Annotated in this window: 10 protein-coding genes, 5 tRNA genes and 6 rRNA genes; 4 read left to right on the top strand and 17 right to left on the bottom strand. The window is 58.2% G+C overall.

Annotated elements, in window-relative coordinates; translation table 11 throughout:
* Positions 1-100: 100 nt before the first annotated feature.
* From clpX to FF090_RS07265, 6 genes are all read right to left on the bottom strand, one after another.
* A complete protein-coding gene (clpX, locus tag FF090_RS07290; protein WP_138856094.1) occupies positions 101-1,375 on the bottom strand; it encodes an ATP-dependent Clp protease ATP-binding subunit ClpX in 1,275 nt (424 codons plus the stop codon).
* 70 nt (positions 1,376-1,445) lie between these two features.
* Positions 1,446-2,054, bottom strand: coding sequence for an ATP-dependent Clp endopeptidase proteolytic subunit ClpP (gene clpP / locus FF090_RS07285; protein WP_138856093.1), 609 nt, complete (start codon positions 2,052-2,054; stop codon positions 1,446-1,448).
* 103 nt (positions 2,055-2,157) lie between these two features.
* Complete coding sequence (tig, locus tag FF090_RS07280; protein ID WP_138856092.1) at positions 2,158-3,474, bottom strand: trigger factor; 1,317 nt, start codon at positions 3,472-3,474, stop codon at positions 2,158-2,160.
* 24 nt (positions 3,475-3,498) lie between these two features.
* Positions 3,499-3,585, bottom strand: a tRNA-Leu gene (locus FF090_RS07275).
* Between the two features lie 90 nt (positions 3,586-3,675).
* Positions 3,676-6,804 (bottom strand): efflux RND transporter permease subunit, encoded by a 3,129-nt coding sequence (locus FF090_RS07270; protein WP_138856091.1) that lies wholly within the window; start codon positions 6,802-6,804, stop codon positions 3,676-3,678.
* Positions 6,805-6,833: 29 nt separating this feature from the next.
* Positions 6,834-7,994, bottom strand: a complete 1,161-nt coding sequence (locus tag FF090_RS07265) for an efflux RND transporter periplasmic adaptor subunit (RefSeq protein WP_138856090.1) — start codon at positions 7,992-7,994, stop codon at positions 6,834-6,836.
* A 112-nt stretch (positions 7,995-8,106) separates the two neighbouring features.
* Here FF090_RS07265 and hpnC point away from each other — a divergent pair, with 112 nt between their 5' ends.
* The 4 genes from hpnC to FF090_RS07250 are packed head-to-tail and all read left to right on the top strand — an operon-like array spanning position 8,107 to position 11,854.
* A complete protein-coding gene (gene hpnC, locus FF090_RS07260; RefSeq protein WP_138856089.1) occupies positions 8,107-8,955 on the top strand; it encodes a squalene synthase HpnC in 849 nt (282 codons plus the stop codon).
* Positions 8,952-9,800, top strand: a complete 849-nt coding sequence (hpnD, locus tag FF090_RS19545) for a presqualene diphosphate synthase HpnD (RefSeq protein WP_246071540.1) — start codon at positions 8,952-8,954, stop codon at positions 9,798-9,800. The genes hpnC and hpnD overlap by 4 nt, the downstream gene beginning before the upstream one ends.
* Positions 9,797-11,059 (top strand): hydroxysqualene dehydroxylase HpnE, encoded by a 1,263-nt coding sequence (gene hpnE / locus FF090_RS07255; protein WP_246071539.1) that lies wholly within the window; start codon positions 9,797-9,799, stop codon positions 11,057-11,059. Before hpnD ends, hpnE begins: the two co-directional genes overlap by 4 nt.
* A gap of 27 nt (positions 11,060-11,086) precedes the next feature.
* The gene (locus tag FF090_RS07250) at positions 11,087-11,854 is read left to right on the top strand and encodes an IclR family transcriptional regulator (protein ID WP_138856087.1); all 768 of its coding nucleotides are present in this window, start codon (positions 11,087-11,089) and stop codon (positions 11,852-11,854) included.
* A 104-nt stretch (positions 11,855-11,958) separates the two neighbouring features.
* On the opposite strand, the gene rrf (FF090_RS07245) is transcribed toward FF090_RS07250, so the two are convergent.
* From rrf (FF090_RS07245) to FF090_RS07195, 11 genes are all read right to left on the bottom strand, one after another.
* Positions 11,959-12,072, bottom strand: a 5S ribosomal RNA gene (gene rrf, locus FF090_RS07245).
* Between the two features lie 149 nt (positions 12,073-12,221).
* A 23S ribosomal RNA gene (locus tag FF090_RS07240) occupies positions 12,222-15,098 on the bottom strand.
* A 280-nt stretch (positions 15,099-15,378) separates the two neighbouring features.
* Positions 15,379-15,454: transfer RNA gene (locus FF090_RS07235), tRNA-Ala, on the bottom strand.
* A gap of 24 nt (positions 15,455-15,478) precedes the next feature.
* A tRNA-Ile gene (locus tag FF090_RS07230) sits at positions 15,479-15,555 on the bottom strand.
* Between the two features lie 190 nt (positions 15,556-15,745).
* Positions 15,746-17,274, bottom strand: a 16S ribosomal RNA gene (locus FF090_RS07225).
* A gap of 434 nt (positions 17,275-17,708) precedes the next feature.
* Positions 17,709-17,822, bottom strand: a 5S ribosomal RNA gene (gene rrf, locus FF090_RS07220).
* Between the two features lie 149 nt (positions 17,823-17,971).
* Positions 17,972-20,848: ribosomal RNA gene (locus FF090_RS07215) — 23S ribosomal RNA — on the bottom strand.
* 280 nt (positions 20,849-21,128) lie between these two features.
* Positions 21,129-21,204, bottom strand: a tRNA-Ala gene (locus FF090_RS07210).
* Between the two features lie 24 nt (positions 21,205-21,228).
* Positions 21,229-21,305: transfer RNA gene (locus FF090_RS07205), tRNA-Ile, on the bottom strand.
* A gap of 190 nt (positions 21,306-21,495) precedes the next feature.
* A 16S ribosomal RNA gene (locus FF090_RS07200) occupies positions 21,496-23,024 on the bottom strand.
* Together the 16S, 23S and 5S rRNA genes with 4 tRNA genes alongside form the textbook arrangement of a ribosomal RNA operon.
* A 415-nt stretch (positions 23,025-23,439) precedes the next feature.
* Positions 23,440-24,570 (bottom strand): ABC transporter substrate-binding protein, encoded by a 1,131-nt coding sequence (locus FF090_RS07195; protein ID WP_246071538.1) that lies wholly within the window; start codon positions 24,568-24,570, stop codon positions 23,440-23,442.
* Positions 24,571-24,597 lie beyond the last annotated feature (27 nt).

Genomic DNA, 24,597 nt, shown 5'->3' with positions numbered 1-24,597 from the left:
GGCAATTCCTTGTGGAAGTGAGACCCGGCAACGCCGGGCCTCGGTCTTACCCATGTGGGGATGGCCCTTGCAAGCACAAGGGCCGGTGTGAGGATTGGACTCAGGCCGAGGCTTTGGCCTCGCGGTAGACCAGCAAAGGCTTGCTGCCTTCGTCGATATTGCTCTCGTCCAGCACCACTTGGGCCACGCCATCGAGGCTGGGCAAATCAAACATGGTGTCGATCAGCGCATGCTCGAGGATGGAGCGCAAGCCGCGGGCGCCCGTCTTGCGCTTAAGGGCCTTGCGAGCAATCGCTTGCAAGGCCGAAGGACGCACTTCGAGCTCCACGCCTTCCATGCCCAGCAGCTGCTGGTATTGCTTGATCAGCGCGTTCTTGGGCTCGACCAGGATCTTGACGAGCGCATCCTCGCTGAGTTCGCTCAGCGTCGCCACGACAGGCAGTCGACCCACCAGTTCGGGAATGATGCCGAACTTCATCAGGTCCTCGGGCTCAATCTCCTTGAAGAGCTCGCCCACGCGCTTGTCACTCTTGCTCTTGACGCTGGCACCAAAGCCGATGCCGGACTTTTCCGAACGGTTCTGGATCACCTTCTCCAGCCCATCAAAAGCACCACCGCAAATGAACAGGATGTTCGTGGTGTCAATCTGCAGGAAGTCCTGGTTCGGATGCTTGCGCCCACCCTGCGGCGGCACCGAGGCCATCGTGCCCTCGATGAGCTTGAGCAAGGCTTGTTGCACGCCCTCACCCGATACATCACGGGTGATCGACGGGTTGTCGGCCTTGCGGCTGATCTTGTCGATCTCATCGATGTAAACGATGCCGCGCTGCGCCTTCTCGACGTCGTAATTGCAGTTCTGCAGCAGCTTCTGAATGATGTTCTCGACGTCCTCGCCGACGTAGCCCGCTTCGGTCAAGGTGGTCGCGTCCGCGATCACAAAGGGGACGTTGAGCAAGCGCGCCAGGGTCTGCGCCAACAAGGTCTTGCCAGAGCCCGTCGGGCCAATCAGCAAGATATTGCTCTTGCTCAGCTCGACTTCACTGCGCGCTTCACCGCTTTGAGCCAGGTGGCGCAGGCGCTTGTAGTGGTTGTAGACCGCCACGGCCAGGGTGCGCTTGGCAGCGTCCTGGTCAATCACATAGCTGTCCAGCGTGGTCTTGATCTCGCTGGGAGTGGGCAGATCGGACTTGGCGCTGCGCAAGGCCGGAGCCGGCGCGGCAATCTCGTCGCGAATGATGTCGTTGCACAGCTCAATGCACTCATCGCAGATGAAGACCGAGGGTCCGGCGATGAGTTTCTTGACTTCGTGCTGGCTCTTGCCGCAGAAGGAGCAATAAAGCACCTTCTCGCTGGAGCCGCCTTTTTTGTCTGGCATGGGGTCGTCTCTCGGCGGCTGGGGTGCGGGCCATGATAGACCAGCGCCCCGCTGCCGTTATCAAGGGAAATCAGGCGCGGCGATCAACCACTTTGTCGATCAGTCCGTACTCGGTGGCCTCGGCGGCGGACATGAAGTAATCGCGCTCGGTGTCGTTCTGGATGCGCTCCAGCGGCTGACCGGTGCGCTCGGCCATCAGACGATTGAGCTGCTCGCGGGTCTTCAAGATCTCGCGGGCGTGGATCTCAATATCCGTCGCCTGGCCCTGCGCACCACCCAGCGGCTGATGAATCATGATCTTGGAGTTCGGCAACGCAAAACGCTTGCCCTTCTCGCCCGCGGTCAGCAGAAAAGCCCCCATGCTGGCCGCCATGCCCAGGCACAGGGTACTGACCTGGGGCTTGATGAACTGCATGGTGTCAAAGATGGACAGACCCGCGCTCACAGAACCGCCCGGGCTGTTGATGTAGAGCGAGATGTCCTTGTCGGGGTTCTCGCTCTCCAGGAACAGCAACTGCGCCACCACCAGATTGGCCGTCGCATCGTTCACCGGCCCAACCAAGAAGACGATGCGCTCGCGCAGCAAGCGGCTGTAAATGTCATAGGCGCGCTCACCACGGCCCGACTGCTCGATGACGATGGGCACCATGCCCAGATTGCTCGTTTCCAACGCGCTCATGCGATTTCCTGCTGTTCGAAGCGAATGATTATGGGGGCTCAGAAACGCGCAGGGCGCCGGCCCCTGAAAGGCGCGGCGCCCTGCGCTGGGCACTGGCGAGGGATCAGCCCTGCGCCTGGGCCATCAGCTCGTCGAAAGGCAGTGCCTTGTCGACCACCTTGGCCTTGTTCAGCACATAGCCGGTGACGTTGTTCTCGACCACAACGGCCTCGACTTCCTGCATGCGCTGACGGTCGCCCAGATACCAACGCATCACGTCGGCGGGCTTCTCGTAGCTCTGGCTCAGCTCTTCGATATGAGCCTGCAGTTGCTCCGGCTGGGCCTGCAGCTTTTCGGTGCGAACCAACTCGCCCACCACTAGGCCCAGGCGCACGCGGCGCTCCGCTTGCGGCGCGAACATTTCGCTCTGCAGCGGCACCTTGTCGGTGTCCTTCAGGCCTTGGGCCTTCAGGCGCTCACGGAACTGCTCGGCCAGACGCTGCGACTCTTCCTCGATCAGCGCCTTAGGCAGATCCAGTTCCGCCACTTGCACCAGGGCGTCCATGGCGGCGGCCTTGTTCTTGGCCAGCACGCGGAACTTGACCTCACGCTCAAGGTTCTTGCGCACATCGGCGCGCAGACCCTCGACCGTGCCTTCCTTGATGCCCAGGGCCTTGGCAAAGGCCTCGTTCACCTCGGGCAGGTTTTGCTGCTCGATCTTCTTCACGGTCACCAGGAAGTCGGCTTCCTTGCCGGCCACGTCCTTGCCGTGATAGTCCTCGGGGAATGCCAGCGGGAAGGTCTTGCTCTCGCCCGACTTCATGCCACGCACGGCCTTCTCAAAGGCTTCCAGCATCTGGCCTTCGCCGATGATGAACTGGAAGGCCTCGGCCTTGCCGCCGGCGAAGGGCTCGCCGTCGATCTTGCCCTCGAAGTCGATGGTGACGCGGTCATCGTCCATCGCGCCTTCGGCCGCAGCGCGCTGGGCAAAGGTACGGCGCTGCTTGCGCAGGATCTCGACCGTGCGGTCCACGGCCTCTTCGGTCACTTCGCTGCTGACGCGCTCGACTTCGACAGCGCTCAGGTCGCCCATCTTGATCTCGGGGTAGACCTCAAAGGTCGCATCGAAGGCGATTTCACCTTCAGCGGCGCCGTCCTTCTGGGCCAGCTTGGGCATGCCGGCCACGCGCAATTGCGCCTCGCTGGCTGCCTTGGCAAAGGCCTGGCCGAGTTGGTCGGTGACCACTTCGTACTGAACCGACGAGCCATAGCGCTGAGCCACAAAGCTCAGGGGCACCTTGCCGGGGCGGAAACCGTCGGCCTTCACAGTGCGCGACAGTTTCTTCAAACGCTGCTCGACCTCGCTGCTGACCGCCGCTGCCGGCAGGGTCAGGGTGATGCGGCGCTCAAGCTTCTCAAGGGTTTCAACGGTGACAGCCATAGCCAAAGTCTCAAAGTAACTGGGTGGTGCGCGGGGCCGGACTCGAACCGGCACGCCGGTGAAGGCGTCAGGACCTAAACCTGGTGCGTCTACCAATTTCGCCACCCGCGCGGTGGGTCGGTTGCTTGCACAACGATGCGCAAACAACCTGGATTCGGCGAACCGGCGATTCTACTGTGGGTTTTGAATCTCTCCAGACCCTCAGCTCGGGTTGGCAGGCACACGGACACGGAACCAGGCCGCATACATGGCCGGAAGCGCCAGCAAAGTCAAGGCCGTAGCCACGATCAGGCCGCCCATGATGGCCACCGCCATCGGCCCCCAGAACACCGAGCGCGACAGCGGAATCATGGCCAACACCGCCGCTGCCGCCGTCAATACGATCGGACGGAAGCGCCGCACTGCCGATTCGACGATGGCCGACCAGGCTGGCACGCCCCGCTCACGATCCTGTTCGATCTGATCGATCAGGATCACGGAGTTGCGAATGATCATGCCCATCAGCGCAATCACACCCAGCATGGCCACAAAACCGAAGGGGCGCCCCAGCAGGATCAAAGCCATGGCCACACCCGCGATCCCCAACGGACCCGTCAGGAACACCAGCATGGCGCGCGAGAAGCTCTGCAACTGCAGCATCAGCAAGGTAAAAGTGATGAAGAGCATCAGCGGCACACCCGCCACGATAGAACCCTGACCCTTGCTGCTTTCTTCCACTGCGCCGGCGATCTGAATCTCATAGCCCACGGGCATGCGTGCCTGAATGGCTTTTAGCTGCGGCCAAATTTGGCCGGACACCGTGGCCCCTTGCATGCCGTCCACCACATCGCCCTGGACCGTGATGGCGAACTGACGCCCCTCGCGCCACATCACCCCAGGCTCGAAGCTGAACTCATGTCGAGCGACCTGCGAAAGCGGAATGGATCGCCCACTGGCCGTCGGCACATAGGCACTGGCCAAGTCCGTGATGACTCGGCGCTCCTCCAAGGGCTGGCGCAGAACGATGTCGATCAGGCGGTCGCCTTCACGGAACTGGCCCACCGGCACGCCCGAAAGAATGGTTCGCGAGGCTTGCGCAAGGCTCTGACTGCTAACGCCCAGCGCACGCGCCTTGTCCTGATCCACATGCAGGCGCAACACCTTGATGGACTCATTCCAGTTGTCGTTCACACCGCGCATATGCGGATTGGCGCGCACCTGGGTCTTGACCTCATCGGCCCAATGGCGAAGCTGCGCAGGATCAGGCCCCACCACGCGGAACTGCACCGGATAGGGCACCGGCGGCCCATTGGGCAAAAGCTTGACGCGCGCCCGCGCCTCAGGAAACTCGGAAGCCATCAACTCCGGCAGGCGCTTGCGCAATGCTTCCCGCTCTTTCAAGGACTTCGGCAACAAGATGGCCTGCGCCACATTGCTCTGCGGAAAGACGTTATCCAGCGGCAAGTAAAAGCGGGGAACACCACTGCCCACCCAAATGGACACCGACTCCAGTTCGGGTTCCTTCAACAAGCGCTTTTCAAAGCGCTGAGCAACCGCTTCGGTAAGTTGGATGGGGGAACCCTCAGGCAACCACAGATCCACCAGGATCTCGGGGCGGTTGGAGTCTGGAAAAAACTGCTGCTGCACCTTGCCCATGCCGACGATGCCTACGGCAAAGACTCCGATAGTCGCTCCGATGGTGATCCAGCGGTGCACGACACACCAACGCACCAGGATGCGAAAGCGAGAGTAAAAGGGGGAGTCAAACAGCTCGTGGGCCTCTCCCGGCAACGCCGGGCGAGTGCGCAGCAGTAGCGCACCAAGGTAGGGCACGAAGTAGACCGAGACGAACCAGGAGATCACCAAGGCGGCGGCCGTCACTGCAAAGATGGCAAACGTGTACTCGCCCACGGAGGACCGGGCCAGCGCAATCGGCAAGAAGCCCACTGCAGTGATCAATGTGCCGGTCAGCATGGGCATGGAGGTGACCTCATAGGCATAGGTCGCGGCATGCAGCTTGTCATGCCCTTCCTCCAGCTTGCGAACCATCATTTCGACGGCAATGATGGCGTCGTCCACCAACAAGCCCAGCGCGATGATGAGGGCGCCCAGCGAAATCTTGTGCAGGCCCACGCCCCAATAAAACATGGTCACAAAAGTGATGGCCAGCACCAGGGGAATGGTGATGCCCACCACCAGCCCCGGCCAGATGTCGATACGCAAGGGCTTGGTGTGCAGGCCGAGTGAGATGAAGCTCACCGCCAGCACCACCACCACCGCCTCGATCAGCACCTGCACGAACTCGCCCACCGAGCGGCTCACAGCGCGGGGTTGATCCTGGATCTGCCCCAATTCCACACCCGCCGGCAGATCCGCAGCAGCTTGGTCAGCAACGACACGCAGCGCCTTGCCCAGCCGAATGATGTCGCCACCCTTGGCCATGGCCACGCCCAGCGCCACCACCTCCCGCCCCTGATGACGCACGGTCACGCCCCGGGGTTCGGCATAGCCTCGCGTCACGCTGGCAATGTCACCCAGGCGCAAGTTACCGACCTGGCCGGTTTGCGGGTTGAGTACCCGAATGGGTAGGTTCTTGAGCGTGTCCAGCGACTCAAACTGGCCCTGAACCCGGATCCCGACATTGCCCTCGGCGGAATTCAGCAGGCCCGCCCCTTCGACCGCGTTCTGCGCGTTGAGTTGGCCAATCAACTGGCTGACGTCGACCCCCATCTGGGCGAGAGTCTTGTGCGAAATCTCGACGAAAACCTTTTCGGGCTGCACCCCAAACAGCTCGACCTTTGCCACATCGGGGACCCGCAGCAGTTTGCTGCGCACGATCTCGGCGTACTGACGCAATTCCTCTGCGCTATAGCCATCACCTGAGAGTGCGTAGATGGTGCCGAAGACATCGCCGAAGTCGTCGTTGAAGACCGGCCCGATCACCCCTTGCGGCAGGGTGTGACGCATGTCGGCGATCTTCTTACGCACCTGATACCAGGTGCCGGCCACGTCCTTGCCGGACACACTGTCCTTGAGCTGGAAGATGGTCAGTGACTCGCCCGGCTTGGTGAAGGATCGAATCTTGTCCGCATAGGGCACCTCTTGCAGGGTGCGCTCCACCTTGTCGGTGACCTGCTCGGCCATCTGCTGCGCGGTAGCGCCGGGCCAGAAGGACTGCACCACCATGGCGCGGAAGGTGAAGGGCGGATCCTCATCCTGACCCAGCTGGAAATAGGCTGCGACACCCACCAGCAGGAGAACCGCCATCAGGTAGCGGGTCAGCGCCGGGTGCTCCAGGGCCCAACGCGAGATATTGAATCGTCCGCTGCCGGACGCTTGGCTGCTGCTCATTGAGTGACCTTGGCGGCTGTCTGGAGGGCTTAGCGCGTTGAAGTGCCAGCGGACGCGGCCGCGGCGACCGGAGCCGCGCCGTATCGGCGCACCTTTTGCCCGGGGCTGAGGGTATGCACGCCGGCCACCACAACTTCTTGGGCGGGGCTCAAACCAGCCGTCACCACGACCGCATTGCCATCGGCACCGCCCACCGTCACAGCCTGCTGACGCACCGCCATGCTGGCTGGTTCCAGCACCCAGACATGGGGCTGACCTTTGGACTCGAACAGTGCCGCCATGGGCAGCTTGACCACTCCGCTGCGTTTGGGTGAGCTGAACACCACAGTTGCGGTTTGCCCAAGCTTTAGGCCCTCGGGCTCACCAATGTCCGCCTTGGCCACAAAGGTTCGCGTGGCGGGGTCCGCCGCCTCGGCCAACTCACGCAGCTTGGCGGGAACCAACTCATCACGGCCCCACACACGCACCATTAAGGCCCCCGGCGTGGCGGACAGGGCGCGGAAAGCCTGTACCTGGTGCTCGGGGACATGGAACACCACATCGCGCGCGCCTTTTTGCGCCAGCCGCAACACGGGTGTACCGGTTCCCACCACCGTGCCAGGCTCGGCATCCACGGCTGTGATCACGCCGGCCACATCGGCCTGCAGGGCCGCGTACTCAGTCTGATTTCGCTGTGCTTGAGCCTGCGCCCGCGCTTGCTCAAACTGCGACTGCGCTGCTTGAAGTGCGGACTCGCGTCGCTCCAATTCAGCGCCGCTGATGAAGCCCTGGTCCTTCAAGGCTTTGAACCGCTTGAGATCGGCCGCTTGCTGATCCCGATTCGCTTTGGCCGCAATCAACGCAGCCTGCGCGGCGTCGGCACCCAACTTCAGGTCCTGCGGATCCAGACGCATCAGGACCTGACCCGCCTTTACGCTGTCACCCAAGTTCGCATGGCGGCTCAGGACTTTGCCGCCGACCCGGAAGGCCAAACGCGATTCGCTACGGGAACGAACCTCTGCGGCGAACTCCAGCACCTGCCCGGCTTCTGAAACCTGCAAGACCTGCGTCCGCACTGCCCGCTCGGGATTCGCCTCGGGGGCCTTGGCCCCGCACCCGACCAAGCCCAACAGCAACAGGCCTAGCGCTGGCGCATGCCGAATGGAACTCTGGGGCGGGCGCGAGCCTTGCGCACCTGATGCAGCTGTCATTGCAACCTCTTTGGCGTCTGCAGACGGCTCCGCACAAGCTGAGCGTCCGGCTTGATTCAATGCGCGCTAATGTACTGGAGGGCCTTCAAGATGCCCGGGCCTCGCAGCCACAATGCGCGCCGTGCCTACCGCCCCACTCCGACATCACGACGAGAACTTCCCGGTCGCTTCCTGGCTTTGCCCGGCCCGGCTGCGCCCGCCCATCTTGGCCATCTATCGATTCGCGCGCTATGCCGATGATGTGGCGGACGAAGGCGACGCCAGCCCCGCGCAACGTCAGGCCGAACTCACCGAGTTGCGCGCTAGCCTTGATGCCATTGCTCAAGGCCTCCCACCATCCCCCGCGCATGCCCAGTTGATGGCGCCGCTGGCCGAGGCCATTGAAGAGCACGCCCTCCCCCTCGCCCCGCTGCACGCTTTGCTCGACGCCTTTGTGCAAGACACCGAGGTGCTTCGCTATGAGAACCGCGCCGCCCTGTTGGACTACTGCCGCCGCTCGGCCAATCCGGTTGGGCGGCTCTTGCTGCACTTGGTGGGTGTCCAGGGACCGACCGCGTGGGCGGCCTCAGACGCCATCTGTACCGGGCTGCAATTGGTGAACTTCTGGCAAGACATCGGCGTTGACCGGCTCAAAGGGCGGGTCTATCTGCCAGCCGATGCGCTGGCCGCCCGCGGGCTGCAGCCAGAGGCCATTCTGGCTGGACAGGACAGCCCGGCGCTGCGCGCCTGCGTGGGCGAGCAAACCCGATGGGCCGAGGCCCTGCTGCGCCAAGGCCGGGCCCTGCCCCCGCTGGTGCCCGGCCGCCTGGCTTGGGAACTGCGATTGGTGATTGAAGGCGGTCTGCGCATCGCAGAGAAAATCCACCACCTGGACCACGACAGCCTGAACCGTCGCCCTCGCCTGCGCGCCTGGGATGCCCCACAGATGCTGATTCGCGCACTACGACAACGACCCGAATGACTCCCGAGCAATACGCGCAGGAACGAGCCGCAAGCAGCGGCTCCAGCTTCTACTACGCATTCAAGTTCCTGCCCCCTGATCGACGCGCAGCCATCACCGCCTTCTACGCCTTCTGCCGCGAGGTGGACGATGTGGTCGATGAGGTTCACGACCCCAGCGTGGCAGCCACAAAGCTGAATTGGTGGCGCCAGGAAGTGCAGCGACTGTATTCAGGCCAAGCCAGCCATCCGGCTCTGCTGGCCCTGCAGCCTCATGTTGAGCGCTTCGGCATCGAGGCCCACCATTTGCTCGATGTGATCGAGGGCTGCCAAATGGATCTGCAGCAGACCCGGTATTTGGATTTTGCGGGCCTGTCACGCTACTGCCATTTGGTGGCAGGCGTGGTGGGCGAGGTGGCCAGCGCGATATTTGGGCGCAGTCAGACGCAGACGCTGCAATATGCCCACAAACTCGGCTTGGCCCTCCAACTCACCAATATCCTGCGGGATGTCGGTGAAGACGCTCGACGCGGGCGCATTTACCTGCCGGTGGACGAACTACAGCGCTTTGACGTCAAGGCCCATGAAGTCCTGCGTCGCGAGGCGCCATGGGGCTACAGCGAGCGCTTCACCGCACTCATGAAGTTCCAAGCCGAGCGCGCGCATGGTCTCTACGACGAGGCCCTCGCCCTGCTGCCCGAAGCCGATCGCCAGGCCCAAAAACCAGGGCTGATGATGGCGAATATCTATCGCGCGCTGCTGCGCGAGTTAGAGGCCGAGAACTTTCAGGTGCTGCATCAGCGCATCGCGCTGACACCCGTGCGCAAACTTTGGATCGCCATGCGCACCAATTGGCGCGGGCGGTGAAACCTCAGCTCTGTGTCATCGGCGGCGGCTGGGCCGGGCTGGCCGCGGCCGTGGAGGGCGTTCGTCTAGGGGCCCAAGTGCGCCTGTTGGAAATGGCCCCTCAGCTCGGAGGGCGCGCCCGCAGCCTGAGCGCCGCACAAGACGGCCTGGACAGCGGCCACCACATCTTGATCGGCGCCTATAGCGCCACTTTGAACCTGATGCGCACAGTGGGCGCGGACCCCGACACCCTACTTTGGCGCGGCCCCTTGGCGCTGGTGGACGGCCAGGGAGTCGGCTTACGCTGGCCGGCCGGGGCCGCAGCCTTGCCGGCCTTGATGCAAGCGGCCCTGCGGCACCCTCGTTGGCAGCTCCGGGACAAATTGGCGTTGGGCCGCTGGGGCCTGGGCCTTGCGCTGAGGGGTCTGCGCTGCCCCGACAACTGGACCGTCAAGCAGCTATGCGCCAGCCTTCCTCTCACGGTCAGGACGGAGCTCTTCGATCCCCTTTGCATCGCCGCGCTCAACACACCCATAGAAACAGCCAGCGCATCGGTGTTCTTGCGCGTCTTGCGCGATGCCCTTCTCGGTGGGCGCGGCGCAGCCGACCTCCTGCTGCCGCGCCGCCCTCTATCGCAGCTTTTGCCCAGTCCTGCCGAGGCATGGCTGGCGACCCATGGGGCAGAAGTCCGCCTAAGCCATCGAGTCCAGTCCCTTCAGCACGCTGAAGGGATCTGGCTGGTGGACGGCGAACCTGCCCAGGCCGTGGTAATCGCGTGCAGCGCAACCGAAGCGGCCCGCCTTTGCAACGATCTCAACCCAGCCTGGGCGGAAACGGCCCGCGCCCTACAGCCAGAAGCCATTGCCACCGTCTACCTTGACGCTCCCGGCGTGAAGCTGGCCGCCCCCATGGTTGCATTGAAAGGCAGCCCGGCTCAGTTCATTTTTGATTTGGGGGCAATTGGAGGCCGGGCAGGCCGATTTGCGGCCGTGGGCAGCGCGGTTGCGGCGGCCCTCGGCCATGGCCGAGCCTCCTTGATCAAAGGCGTCCGCGCACAAATCGCCTCCCAACTGCCTGACCTGGCTTTGGCAACGGTCGTGAGCAGCCACGCCGATAGACGAGCCACCTTCGCTTGCAGCGCAGGACTTATCCGCCCCAATCCACAGATCGCCGCCGGCGTCTTCGCCGCCGGCGACTACGTGGACGGCCCCTACCCTGCCACGCTGGAAGGTGCGGTGCGCTCGGGGCTGATTGCAGCCCAGTCCACCATCGCGGGCTGAAAGACACATTGATTGCACAATGCGGAAATGAGCGACACGCAAACCCCTGCGATCCAGGTCTTGGAACGCGCCTTCACCCTGCTAGACGTGTTGGCCCGCCATACCGACCCAGTCCCACTGAAGTTGCTCAGCGAAGCCACTGGCCTGCACCCTTCGACCACGCACCGAATCCTGAACGACCTGACCCTAGGGCGCTTTGTGGACCGCCCCGCACCTGGCAGCTATCGGCTGGGGATGCGCCTGTTGGAACTGGGTAATTTGGTCAAGGCCCGACTCGATGTGCGCGACGCCGCCCTCGATTCCATGCGGGAACTGCACAAACTCACCCATCAACCGGTCAATTTGTCAGTCCGTCAGGGCGATGAAATCGTCTACATCGAACGCACCTATAGCGAGCGAAGCGGCATGCAAGTGGTCCGTGCGGTTGGCGGTCGAGCGCCTCTACACCTCACGTCAGTGGGAAAGCTTTTTCTGGCTCATGAGGAAGCGTCCCGAGTGAGGGCCTACGCCACCCGCACCGGATTGGCGGGCCACACCCGTAACAGCATCACGGAACTCAGTCGCCTTGAGCGAGAGCTGGGGCAAATCCGACTCCGGGGCGTTTCGCGTGATGAAGAAGAGTTGGAACTTGGCGTCCGCTGCATGGCTGCCGGCATCTACGATGACCAGGGCAAGTTGGTTGCGGGCCTCTCGATTTCGGCGCCTGCAGACCGGCTGGAAGAGGCTTGGGAACCCCGTCTGCGCGACACCGCCAACACCATCTCGCAGGCATTGGGGCACCGTCCAGCTCGCTAAAGCACAAAGGGCAACTTAGTTTGCCCTTAATTCTTTCGATGGTATCAGGCCGCAAAGAACAAAACCCCCACCAGCTTCGCTGGAGGGGGTTTTGGGTGTTAATAGCCTGACGATGTCCTACTTTCACACGGGCGATCCGCACTATCATCGGCGCTGAGTTGTTTCACGGTCCTGTTCGGGATGGGAAGGGGTGGGACCAACTCGCTATGGTCATCAGGCTTGACTTGTTGGCTGGCAGCTGACTTCACTGAAGAAGGTCTGCCAACCCAATTTGTAGAGTCCGCATTGTATGCGAAGAAATCAGCTTTGGATTGCGTGTTCTATTGAAGAACGGTTTTCGCAACCCTGACAGGAATGTCAAGGTTATAGGGTCAAGCCTCACGAGCAATTAGTACTGGTTAGCTTAACGCATTACTGCGCTTCCACACCCAGCCTATCAACGTCCTGGTCTCGAACGACTCTTTAGGGGGCTCAAGGCCCCGGCAGAACTCATCTTGAGACGAGTTTCCCGCTTAGATGCTTTCAGCGGTTATCTCTTCCGCACTTAGCTACTCGGCAATGCCATTGGCATGACAACCGATACACCAGCGGTGCGTCCACTCCGGTCCTCTCGTACTAGGAGCAGGCTCTCTCAATTCTGCAGCGCCCACGGAAGATAGGGACCAAACTGTCTCACGACGTTTTAAACCCAGCTCACGTACCTCTTTAAATGGCGAACAGCCATACCCTTGGGACCGGCTACAGCCCCAGGATGAGATGAGCCGACATCGAGGTGCCAAACACCGCCGTCGATATGAACTCTTGGGCGGTATCAGCCTGTTATCCCCAGAGTACCTTTTATCCGTTGAGCGATGGCCCTTCCATACAGAACCACCGGATCACTTAGTCCTAGTTTCCTACCTGCTCGACTTGTCAGTCTCGCAGTCAAGCACGCTTATGCCTATGCACTATCAGCACGATTTCCGACCGTACCTAGCGTACCTTCGAACTCCTCCGTTACGCTTTGGGAGGAGACCGCCCCAGTCAAACTGCCCACCATACACTGTCCCCAACCCGGATCACGGGCCAAGGTTAGAACCTCAAACACACCAGGGTGGTATTTCAACGTCGGCTCCATAAGATCTAGCGACCTTACTTCAAAGCCTCCCACCTATCCTACACAGATCTGTTCAAAGTCCAATGTAAAGCTACAGTAAAGGTTCATGGGGTCTTTCCGTCTTTCCGCGGGGAGATTGCATCATCACAAACATTTCAACTTCGCTGAGTCTCTGGAGGAGACAGTGTGGCCATCGTTACGCCATTCGTGCAGGTCGGAACTTACCCGACAAGGAATTTCGCTACCTTAGGACCGTTATAGTTACGGCCGCCGTTTACTGGGACTTCAATCAAGAGCTTGCACCCCATCATTTAATCTTCCAGCACCGGGCAGGCGTCACACCCTATACGTCGACTTTCGTCTTTGCAGAGTGCTGTGTTTTTAGTAAACAGTCGCAGCCACCGATTCTCTGCGACCTCTTTCGGCTCCATCTGTACAACTTCACCTACTCAAGGCACACCTTCTTCCGAAGTTACGGTGTCAATTTGCCGAGTTCCTTCTCCAGAGTTCTCTCAAGCGCCTTAGAATACTCATCTCGCGCACCAGTGTCGGTTTGCGGTACGGTCGTCAATAGCTGAAGCTTAGTGGCTTTTCCTGGAAGCAGGGTATCACTCACTTCGTCTGCAAGCAGACTCGTTATCACACCTCAGCTAAGCTCTCCGGATTTGCCTAAAGAGCACGCCTACATGCTTGAACCGGGACATCCAACACCCGGCTGAGCTAACCTTCTCCGTCCCCACATCGCACTATTGATCGGTACAGGAATATTGACCTGTTTCCCATCAGCTACGCATCTCTGCCTCGCCTTAGGGGCCGACTCACCCTACGCCGATGAACGTTGCGTAGGAAACCTTGCGCTTACGGCGAGGGGGCTTTTCACCCCCTTTAACGCTACTCATGTCAGCATTCGCACTTCTGATACCTCCAGCAGGCTTCACAACCCACCTTCACAGGCTTACAGAACGCTCTCCTACCACGCACATTGCTGTGCATCCGCAGCTTCGGTAACTGGCTTAGCCCCGTTACATCTTCCGCGCAGGACGACTCGATCAGTGAGCTATTACGCTTTCTTTAAATGATGGCTGCTTCTAAGCCAACATCCTGACTGTTTTAGCCTTCCCACTTCGTTTCCCACTTAGCCAATTTTGGGGACCTTAGCTGGCGGTCTGGGTTGTTTCCCTCTTGTGTCCGGACGTTAGCACCCGGTGCACTGTCTCCCAAGCTGTACTCATCGGTATTCGGAGTTTGCATAGGTTTGGTAAGTCGCCATGACCCCCTAGCCTAAACAGTGCTCTACCCCCGACGGTAATACTTGAGGCACTACCTAAATAGTTTTCGGAGAGAACCAGCTATCTCCAGGTTTGTTTAGCCTTTCACCCCTATCCACAGCTCATCCGCTAGTTTTGCAACACTAGTCGGTTCGGACCTCCAGTGCGTGTTACCGCACCTTCATCCTGGCCATGGATAGATCACCTGGTTTCGGGTCTACACCCAGCGACTAATTCGCCCTGTTCGGACTCGGTTTCCCTACGCCTTCCCTACTCGGTTAAGCTCGCCACTGAATGTAAGTCGCTGACCCATTATACAAAAGGTACGCAGTCACCCTTGCGGGCTCCTACTTTTTGTATGCATGCGGTTTCAGGATCTATTTCACTCCCCTCCCGGGGTTCTTTTCGCCTTTCCCTCACGGTACTTGTTCACTATCGGTCAATTACGAGTATTTAGCCTTGGAGGATGGTCCCCCCATCTTCAGACAGGATTACACGTGTCCCGCCCTACTTGTCGCGTACTCAGTTCCACAGCAGGCATTTCTCATACAGGGCTATCACCTTCTATGGCCGGGCTTTCCATCCCGTTTTGATATGCGTGCTGCTAAATTACGCAGGCTCCTCCGATTTCGCTCGCCACTACTTTCGGAATCTCGGTTGATGTCTGTTCCTCGAGCTACTGAGATGTTTCAGTTCACCCGGTTCGCCTTGCATGCCTATGTATTCAGCATGCAATACCGCTCGCGCGGTGGGTTTCCCCATTCGGAAATCTCCGGATCAAAGCTAATTTGCCAGCTCCCCGAAGCTTATCGCAGGCTATCACGTCCTTCGTCGCCTGTAATTGCCAAGGCATCCACCACATGCACTTAGTCACTTGACCCTATAACTTTGACATCTCGCGATGTCGTCAAGGACTCGATCGATTTAGAGCTCGATCGTTTGCGTTCGCCGTTCTTCAATGTACATCTTCAATCTGCTTTCGCAGACCGTCGAATGTTTGTTGACGCAATCCAATGCTATGAAGCTTTCGCTTCACAGCGCTGATTTCGACTCTACAAATTGTTAAAGAACAGCAGACGGGCCATCGGCCCTCTCTGGCAAACATCAATAACGCGCGCTTTCCGTGCGTCACTCATGTTTGCCAGCGTTGTAACTAGTGTTGGTGGAGGATGACGGGATCGAACCGACGACCCCCTGCTTGCAAAGCAGGTGCTCTCCCAGCTGAGCTAATCCCCCGATTCCCGATTCGCGTCGCGATCGTGGTGGGTCTGGTTGGATTCGAACCAACGACCCCCGCCTTATCAAGACGGTGCTCTAACCGACTGAGCTACAGACCCACGCATTCTTGCTGCATGAGCCGTGCCTTCTCTTCAGCCGGCCCAATCTCCATCGATCATCTTCTGACCAATGCTAGTCACTGCTGTTACCGCTGCAGCCAATAAGTGTGGGCACATCAAAGTTGAGTCTTTGATTCGACTCCGCTCTCGTTGCTCAGCGAACTGAACAACCGGCTTCGTCATTTTCTAGAAAGGAGGTGATCCAGCCGCACCTTCCGATACGGCTACCTTGTTACGACTTCACCCCAGTCACGAACCCCGCCGTGGTAATCGCCCTCCTTGCGGTTAGGCTAACTACTTCTGGCGGAACCCGCTCCCATGGTGTGACGGGCGGTGTGTACAAGACCCGGGAACGTATTCACCGCGGCAAGCTGATCCGCGATTACTAGCGATTCCGACTTCACGCAGTCGAGTTGCAGACTACGATCCGGACTACGACCGGGTTTCTGGGATTGGCTCCCCCTCGCGGGTTGGCAGCCCTCTGTCCCGGCCATTGTATGACGTGTGTAGCCCTACCCATAAGGGCCATGAGGACCTGACGTCATCCCCACCTTCCTCCGGTTTGTCACCGGCAGTCTCATTAGAGTGCCCTTTCGTAGCAACTAATGACAAGGGTTGCGCTCGTTGCGGGACTTAACCCAACATCTCACGACACGAGCTGACGACGGCCATGCAGCACCTGTGTGCAGGTTCTCTTGCGAGCACTCCCAAATCTCTTCAGGATTCCTGCCATGTCAAGGGTAGGTAAGGTTTTTCGCGTTGCATCGAATTAAACCACATCATCCACCGCTTGTGCGGGTCCCCGTCAATTCCTTTGAGTTTCAACCTTGCGGCCGTACTCCCCAGGCGGTCAACTTCACGCGTTAGCTACGTTACTGAGAAGAAACCCTCCCAACAACCAGTTGACATCGTTTAGGGCGTGGACTACCAGGGTATCTAATCCTGTTTGCTCCCCACGCTTTCGTGCATGAGCGTCAGTACAGGTCCAGGGAGCTGCCTTCGCCATCGGTGTTCCTCCGCATATCTACGCATTTCACTGCTACACGCGGAATTCCACTCCCCTCTACCGTACTCTAGCTATGCAGTCACAAGTGCAGTTCCCAAGTTGAGCTCGGGGATTTCACACCTGTCTTGCATAACCGCCTGCGCACGCTTTACGCCCAGTAATTCCGATTAACGCTTGCACCCTACGTATTACCGCGGCTGCTGGCACGTAGTTAGCCGGTGCTTATTCTTCAGGTACCGTCATCCTCCCAGAGTATTAGTCCAGAAGATTTCTTCCCTGACAAAAGCGGTTTACAACCCGAAGGCCTTCTTCCCGCACGCGGCATGGCTGGATCAGACTTGCGTCCATTGTCCAAAATTCCCCACTGCTGCCTCCCGTAGGAGTCTGGGCCGTGTCTCAGTCCCAGTGTGGCTGGTCGTCCTCTCAGACCAGCTACGGATCGTCGCCTTGGTGGGCCTTTACCCCACCAACTAGCTAATCCGACATCGGCCGCTCTGATAGCGAGAGGTCTTGCGATCCCCCCCTTTCACCCTCAGGTCGTATGCGGTATTAGCTGCTCTTTCGAGCAGTTATCCCCCACTACCAGGCACGTTCCGATGCATTACTCACCCGTTCGCCACTCGTCGCCAGGTTGCCCCGCGTTACCGTTCGACTTGCATGTGTAAGGCATGCCGCCAGCGTTCAATCTGAGCCAGGATCAAACTCTACAGTTCGATCTGTTTTTCACTCAACGGAATCGAAGTGAACTTCACTTCTCTATCCGCGAGCACTTCAAGCAAGACTCCGTATTGCTACAGAGCAACTCAACTTCAAGTGCCCACGCTTATTGGCTGCAACTTGTTAAAGAACTTTCGCAATCAACCCAGTTTCCTGAACTTTCTTGCGTCGCCGACTCGTTATTGTCAGCGCAGAAGCGAGATTATTGCAGCGTTTCGATCCGCCTGTCAACACCTTCGAGAAACTTTCTTCAAGCCGCCCGGCAATGCCGACTCCCCGCCGCCCTCAGGGTCGGCTTTGGCCGATCCTTGCGGGCTTGGTCATCACTTCAACTCCCAAACACCTCAGTGTTAACGAGCATAAAAGTGGACCCTTGCATAAATAGCAAAACCCCCACCAGCTTCGCTGGAGGGGGTTTTGGGTGTTAATAGCCTGACGATGTCCTACTTTCACACGGGCGATCCGCACTATCATCGGCGCTGAGTTGTTTCACGGTCCTGTTCGGGATGGGAAGGGGTGGGACCAACTCGCTATGGTCATCAGGCTTGACTTGTTGGCTGGCAGCTGACTTCACTGAAGAAGGTCTGCCAACCCAATTTGTAGAGTCCGCATTGTATGCGAAGAAATCAGCTTTGGATTGCGTGTTCTATTGAAGAACGGTTTTCGCAACCCTGACAGGAATGTCAAGGTTATAGGGTCAAGCCTCACGAGCAATTAGTACTGGTTAGCTTAACGCATTACTGCGCTTCCACACCCAGCCTATCAACGTCCTGGTCTCGAACGACTCTTTAGGGGGCTCAAGGCCCCGGCAGAACTCATCTTGAGACGAGTTTCCCGCTTAGATGCTTTCAGCGGTTATCTCTTCCGCACTTAGCTACTCGGCAATGCCATTGGCATGACAACCGATACACCAGCGGTGCGTCCACTCCGGTCCTCTCGTACTAGGAGCAGGCTCTCTCAATTCTGCAGCGCCCACGGAAGATAGGGACCAAACTGTCTCACGACGTTTTAAACCCAGCTCACGTACCTCTTTAAATGGCGAACAGCCATACCCTTGGGACCGGCTACAGCCCCAGGATGAGATGAGCCGACATCGAGGTGCCAAACACCGCCGTCGATATGAACTCTTGGGCGGTATCAGCCTGTTATCCCCAGAGTACCTTTTATCCGTTGAGCGATGGCCCTTCCATACAGAACCACCGGATCACTTAGTCCTAGTTTCCTACCTGCTCGACTTGTCAGTCTCGCAGTCAAGCACGCTTATGCCTATGCACTATCAGCACGATTTCCGACCGTACCTAGCGTACCTTCGAACTCCTCCGTTACGCTTTGGGAGGAGACCGCCCCAGTCAAACTGCCCACCATACACTGTCCCCAACCCGGATCACGGGCCAAGGTTAGAACCTCAAACACACCAGGGTGGTATTTCAACGTCGGCTCCATAAGATCTAGCGACCTTACTTCAAAGCCTCCCACCTATCCTACACAGATCTGTTCAAAGTCCAATGTAAAGCTACAGTAAAGGTTCATGGGGTCTTTCCGTCTTTCCGCGGGGAGATTGCATCATCACAAACATTTCAACTTCGCTGAGTCTCTGGAGGAGACAGTGTGGCCATCGTTACGCCATTCGTGCAGGTCGGAACTTACCCGACAAGGAATTTCGCTACCTTAGGACCGTTATAGTTACGGCCGCCGTTTACTGGGACTTCAATCAAGAGCTTGCACCCCATCATTTAATCTTCCAGCACCGGGCAGGCGTCACACCCTATACGTCGACTTTCGTCTTTGCAGAGTGCTGTGTTTTTAGTAAACAGTCGCAGCCACCGATTCTCTGCGACCTCTTTCGGCTCCATCTGTACAACTTCACCTACTCAAGGCACACCTTCTTCCGAAGTTACGGTGTCAATTTGCCGAGTTCCTTCTCCAGAGTTCTCTCAAGCGCCTTAGAATACTCATCTCGCGCACCAGTGTCGGTTTGCGGTACGGTCGTCAATAGCTGAAGCTTAGTGGCTTTTCCTGGAAGCAGGGTATCACTCACTTCGTCTGCAAGCAGACTCGTTATCACACCTCAGCTAAGCTCTCCGGATTTGCCTAAAGAGCACGCCTACATGCTTGAACCGGGACATCCAACACCCGGCTGAGCTAACCTTCTCCGTCCCCACATCGCACTATTGATCGGTACAGGAATATTGACCTGTTTCCCATCAGCTACGCATCTCTGCCTCGCCTTAGGGGCCGACTCACCCTACGCCGATGAACGTTGCGTAGGAAACCTTGCGCTTACGGCGAGGGGGCTTTTCACCCCCTTTAACGCTACTCATGTCAGCATTCGCACTTCTGATACCTCCAGCAGGCTTCACAACCCACCTTCACAGGCTTACAGAACGCTCTCCTACCACGCACATTGCTGTGCATCCGCAGCTTCGGTAACTGGCTTAGCCCCGTTACATCTTCCGCGCAGGACGACTCGATCAGTGAGCTATTACGCTTTCTTTAAATGATGGCTGCTTCTAAGCCAACATCCTGACTGTTTTAGCCTTCCCACTTCGTTTCCCACTTAGCCAATTTTGGGGACCTTAGCTGGCGGTCTGGGTTGTTTCCCTCTTGTGTCCGGACGTTAGCACCCGGTGCACTGTCTCCCAAGCTGTACTCATCGGTATTCGGAGTTTGCATAGGTTTGGTAAGTCGCCATGACCCCCTAGCCTAAACAGTGCTCTACCCCCGACGGTAATACTTGAGGCACTACCTAAATAGTTTTCGGAGAGAACCAGCTATCTCCAGGTTTGTTTAGCCTTTCACCCCTATCCACAGCTCATCCGCTAGTTTTGCAACACTAGTCGGTTCGGACCTCCAGTGCGTGTTACCGCACCTTCATCCTGGCCATGGATAGATCACCTGGTTTCGGGTCTACACCCAGCGACTAATTCGCCCTGTTCGGACTCGGTTTCCCTACGCCTTCCCTACTCGGTTAAGCTCGCCACTGAATGTAAGTCGCTGACCCATTATACAAAAGGTACGCAGTCACCCTTGCGGGCTCCTACTTTTTGTATGCATGCGGTTTCAGGATCTATTTCACTCCCCTCCCGGGGTTCTTTTCGCCTTTCCCTCACGGTACTTGTTCACTATCGGTCAATTACGAGTATTTAGCCTTGGAGGATGGTCCCCCCATCTTCAGACAGGATTACACGTGTCCCGCCCTACTTGTCGCGTACTCAGTTCCACAGCAGGCATTTCTCATACAGGGCTATCACCTTCTATGGCCGGGCTTTCCATCCCGTTTTGATATGCGTGCTGCTAAATTACGCAGGCTCCTCCGATTTCGCTCGCCACTACTTTCGGAATCTCGGTTGATGTCTGTTCCTCGAGCTACTGAGATGTTTCAGTTCACCCGGTTCGCCTTGCATGCCTATGTATTCAGCATGCAATACCGCTCGCGCGGTGGGTTTCCCCATTCGGAAATCTCCGGATCAAAGCTAATTTGCCAGCTCCCCGAAGCTTATCGCAGGCTATCACGTCCTTCGTCGCCTGTAATTGCCAAGGCATCCACCACATGCACTTAGTCACTTGACCCTATAACTTTGACATCTCGCGATGTCGTCAAGGACTCGATCGATTTAGAGCTCGATCGTTTGCGTTCGCCGTTCTTCAATGTACATCTTCAATCTGCTTTCGCAGACCGTCGAATGTTTGTTGACGCAATCCAATGCTATGAAGCTTTCGCTTCACAGCGCTGATTTCGACTCTACAAATTGTTAAAGAACAGCAGACGGGCCATCGGCCCTCTCTGGCAAACATCAATAACGCGCGCTTTCCGTGCGTCACTCATGTTTGCCAGCGTTGTAACTAGTGTTGGTGGAGGATGACGGGATCGAACCGACGACCCCCTGCTTGCAAAGCAGGTGCTCTCCCAGCTGAGCTAATCCCCCGATTCCCGATTCGCGTCGCGATCGTGGTGGGTCTGGTTGGATTCGAACCAACGACCCCCGCCTTATCAAGACGGTGCTCTAACCGACTGAGCTACAGACCCACGCATTCTTGCTGCATGAGCCGTGCCTTCTCTTCAGCCGGCCCAATCTCCATCGATCATCTTCTGACCAATGCTAGTCACTGCTGTTACCGCTGCAGCCAATAAGTGTGGGCACATCAAAGTTGAGTCTTTGATTCGACTCCGCTCTCGTTGCTCAGCGAACTGAACAACCGGCTTCGTCATTTTCTAGAAAGGAGGTGATCCAGCCGCACCTTCCGATACGGCTACCTTGTTACGACTTCACCCCAGTCACGAACCCCGCCGTGGTAATCGCCCTCCTTGCGGTTAGGCTAACTACTTCTGGCGGAACCCGCTCCCATGGTGTGACGGGCGGTGTGTACAAGACCCGGGAACGTATTCACCGCGGCAAGCTGATCCGCGATTACTAGCGATTCCGACTTCACGCAGTCGAGTTGCAGACTACGATCCGGACTACGACCGGGTTTCTGGGATTGGCTCCCCCTCGCGGGTTGGCAGCCCTCTGTCCCGGCCATTGTATGACGTGTGTAGCCCTACCCATAAGGGCCATGAGGACCTGACGTCATCCCCACCTTCCTCCGGTTTGTCACCGGCAGTCTCATTAGAGTGCCCTTTCGTAGCAACTAATGACAAGGGTTGCGCTCGTTGCGGGACTTAACCCAACATCTCACGACACGAGCTGACGACGGCCATGCAGCACCTGTGTGCAGGTTCTCTTGCGAGCACTCCCAAATCTCTTCAGGATTCCTGCCATGTCAAGGGTAGGTAAGGTTTTTCGCGTTGCATCGAATTAAACCACATCATCCACCGCTTGTGCGGGTCCCCGTCAATTCCTTTGAGTTTCAACCTTGCGGCCGTACTCCCCAGGCGGTCAACTTCACGCGTTAGCTACGTTACTGAGAAGAAACCCTCCCAACAACCAGTTGACATCGTTTAGGGCGTGGACTACCAGGGTATCTAATCCTGTTTGCTCCCCACGCTTTCGTGCATGAGCGTCAGTACAGGTCCAGGGAGCTGCCTTCGCCATCGGTGTTCCTCCGCATATCTACGCATTTCACTGCTACACGCGGAATTCCACTCCCCTCTACCGTACTCTAGCTATGCAGTCACAAGTGCAGTTCCCAAGTTGAGCTCGGGGATTTCACACCTGTCTTGCATAACCGCCTGCGCACGCTTTACGCCCAGTAATTCCGATTAACGCTTGCACCCTACGTATTACCGCGGCTGCTGGCACGTAGTTAGCCGGTGCTTATTCTTCAGGTACCGTCATCCTCCCAGAGTATTAGTCCAGAAGATTTCTTCCCTGACAAAAGCGGTTTACAACCCGAAGGCCTTCTTCCCGCACGCGGCATGGCTGGATCAGACTTGCGTCCATTGTCCAAAATTCCCCACTGCTGCCTCCCGTAGGAGTCTGGGCCGTGTCTCAGTCCCAGTGTGGCTGGTCGTCCTCTCAGACCAGCTACGGATCGTCGCCTTGGTGGGCCTTTACCCCACCAACTAGCTAATCCGACATCGGCCGCTCTGATAGCGAGAGGTCTTGCGATCCCCCCCTTTCACCCTCAGGTCGTATGCGGTATTAGCTGCTCTTTCGAGCAGTTATCCCCCACTACCAGGCACGTTCCGATGCATTACTCACCCGTTCGCCACTCGTCGCCAGGTTGCCCCGCGTTACCGTTCGACTTGCATGTGTAAGGCATGCCGCCAGCGTTCAATCTGAGCCAGGATCAAACTCTACAGTTCGATCTGTTTTTCACTCAACGGAATCGAAGTGAACTTCACTTCTCTATCCGCGAGCACTTCAAGCAAGACTCCGTATTGCTACAGAGCAACTCAACTTCAAGTGCCCACGCTTATTGGCTGCAACTTGTTAAAGAACTTTCGCAATCAACCCAGTTTCCTGAACTTTCTTGCGTCGCCGACTCGTTATTGTCAGCGCAGAAGCGAGATTATTGCAGCGTTTCGATCCGCCTGTCAACACCTTCGAGAAACTTTCTTCAAGCCGCCCGACGTTGCCGACCTTCACTTCCCTTCGCCGCTAACCACCGTTACCGGCAGCTGTTTGATCAGCGAAGCCCGCAACTATAGCAATACTTTTGAGATGTGCAAGCCCCTGCGCAAAGAAAGCAGAGGCCGCCAGGCCTCGGTGTGATCAAGCTCAGGGCTTTTGGTAGTCAGCCACGACTCGCCAACGCCCCTCTTGAATCTGAGACAGCCGGGCCGCCGCACTGCCGAGCCGCTTGGTTGGGGAGTAGCTGGCTGGTGCGGAGCCAAAGATGTCGCTGGAGAAGGTCATCCCGTCCATTGCCTTGATGAAGCTGTCGGTACTCAAGGTCGGCCCGGCCTTCTGGGCTGCTTGAATGAAGCCATCAATGATTAAGTAGCCATAGGCGGAGAACACAGTCGGATCCTCACTGAACTTGGTCTTGTACTTGTTGGCCCAGAAGCGGATGGGTTGGGAGGCCTCGTCAAGGTAAGGGTGCTGGGTGGTCATGGCGGCATAGAGGCCATCCATCGCCTTGCCGCCCAGGCGGTGGATCAAGTCGGTATAGGCCGCGCTGGAGGCGAGGAACGTGGGGGCGAAGCCCGTCTTGCGGGCCTCTGCAATGCTGCCGATGGTCTCGCGAATGATGGTGCCCAGCACCACCAACTCACAGCCAGCGGCCTTGAGCTTTGCCACTTGCGAGGAGAACTCGGTCGCACCGCGCTTGAAACTCGTCTTCTCGGATAACTCCACACCCATCGCCTTGGTGGCGGACTCTGCCCCGCGCAGGACCTCAAGCCCAAAGTCGTCGTCCTGGTAGTGGACGCAGAGCTTCTTGGCGCCCTGCTCCTTGGCCAACTTGGGCAGCATCACGCGGATCTGCTCGTAATAGGGCACGGCAAACGAGTACTTGAGCTTGTGAAACGGCTCGTACATCTCCCGGGCAGCCGTGAGCGGCCAGAAGTTGATCACGCCGCGTTCAAACTGAACGGGCATGGCCGCCAGGTTGTGCGCTGTCCCTACATGACCCGCCATCAAGAAGATCTTCTCTTGGTTGACGAGCTTTTGAGCCGCCAGAACCGCACGCTTGGGGTCGTAGCCGGAGTCCTCGAACTTGAGCACGATTCGCCTGCCGTGCACTCCGCCCTGCTCGTTGAGCTCATCGGCTCGCAGCTGCATGCCGTTGCGGGCCTGCTTTCCATAACCCGCCAGCGGTCCGGAGAAGTCCTGAATGGAGCCAATCACGATTTCAGTCTTGCTCACGCCTTGTTGGGCCTGCGCGCTCACGGTCAATGAGGCCAGCATCAGGACTGCACTTGCTACGGTTGCTTT

The organism is Inhella inkyongensis (assembly GCF_005952805.1).
GTDB lineage: Bacteria > Pseudomonadota > Gammaproteobacteria > Burkholderiales > Burkholderiaceae_C > Inhella > Inhella inkyongensis.
The sequence above is the reverse complement of the archived record's forward strand: the minus strand, read 5'-3'. Positions and strand labels throughout refer to the sequence as shown.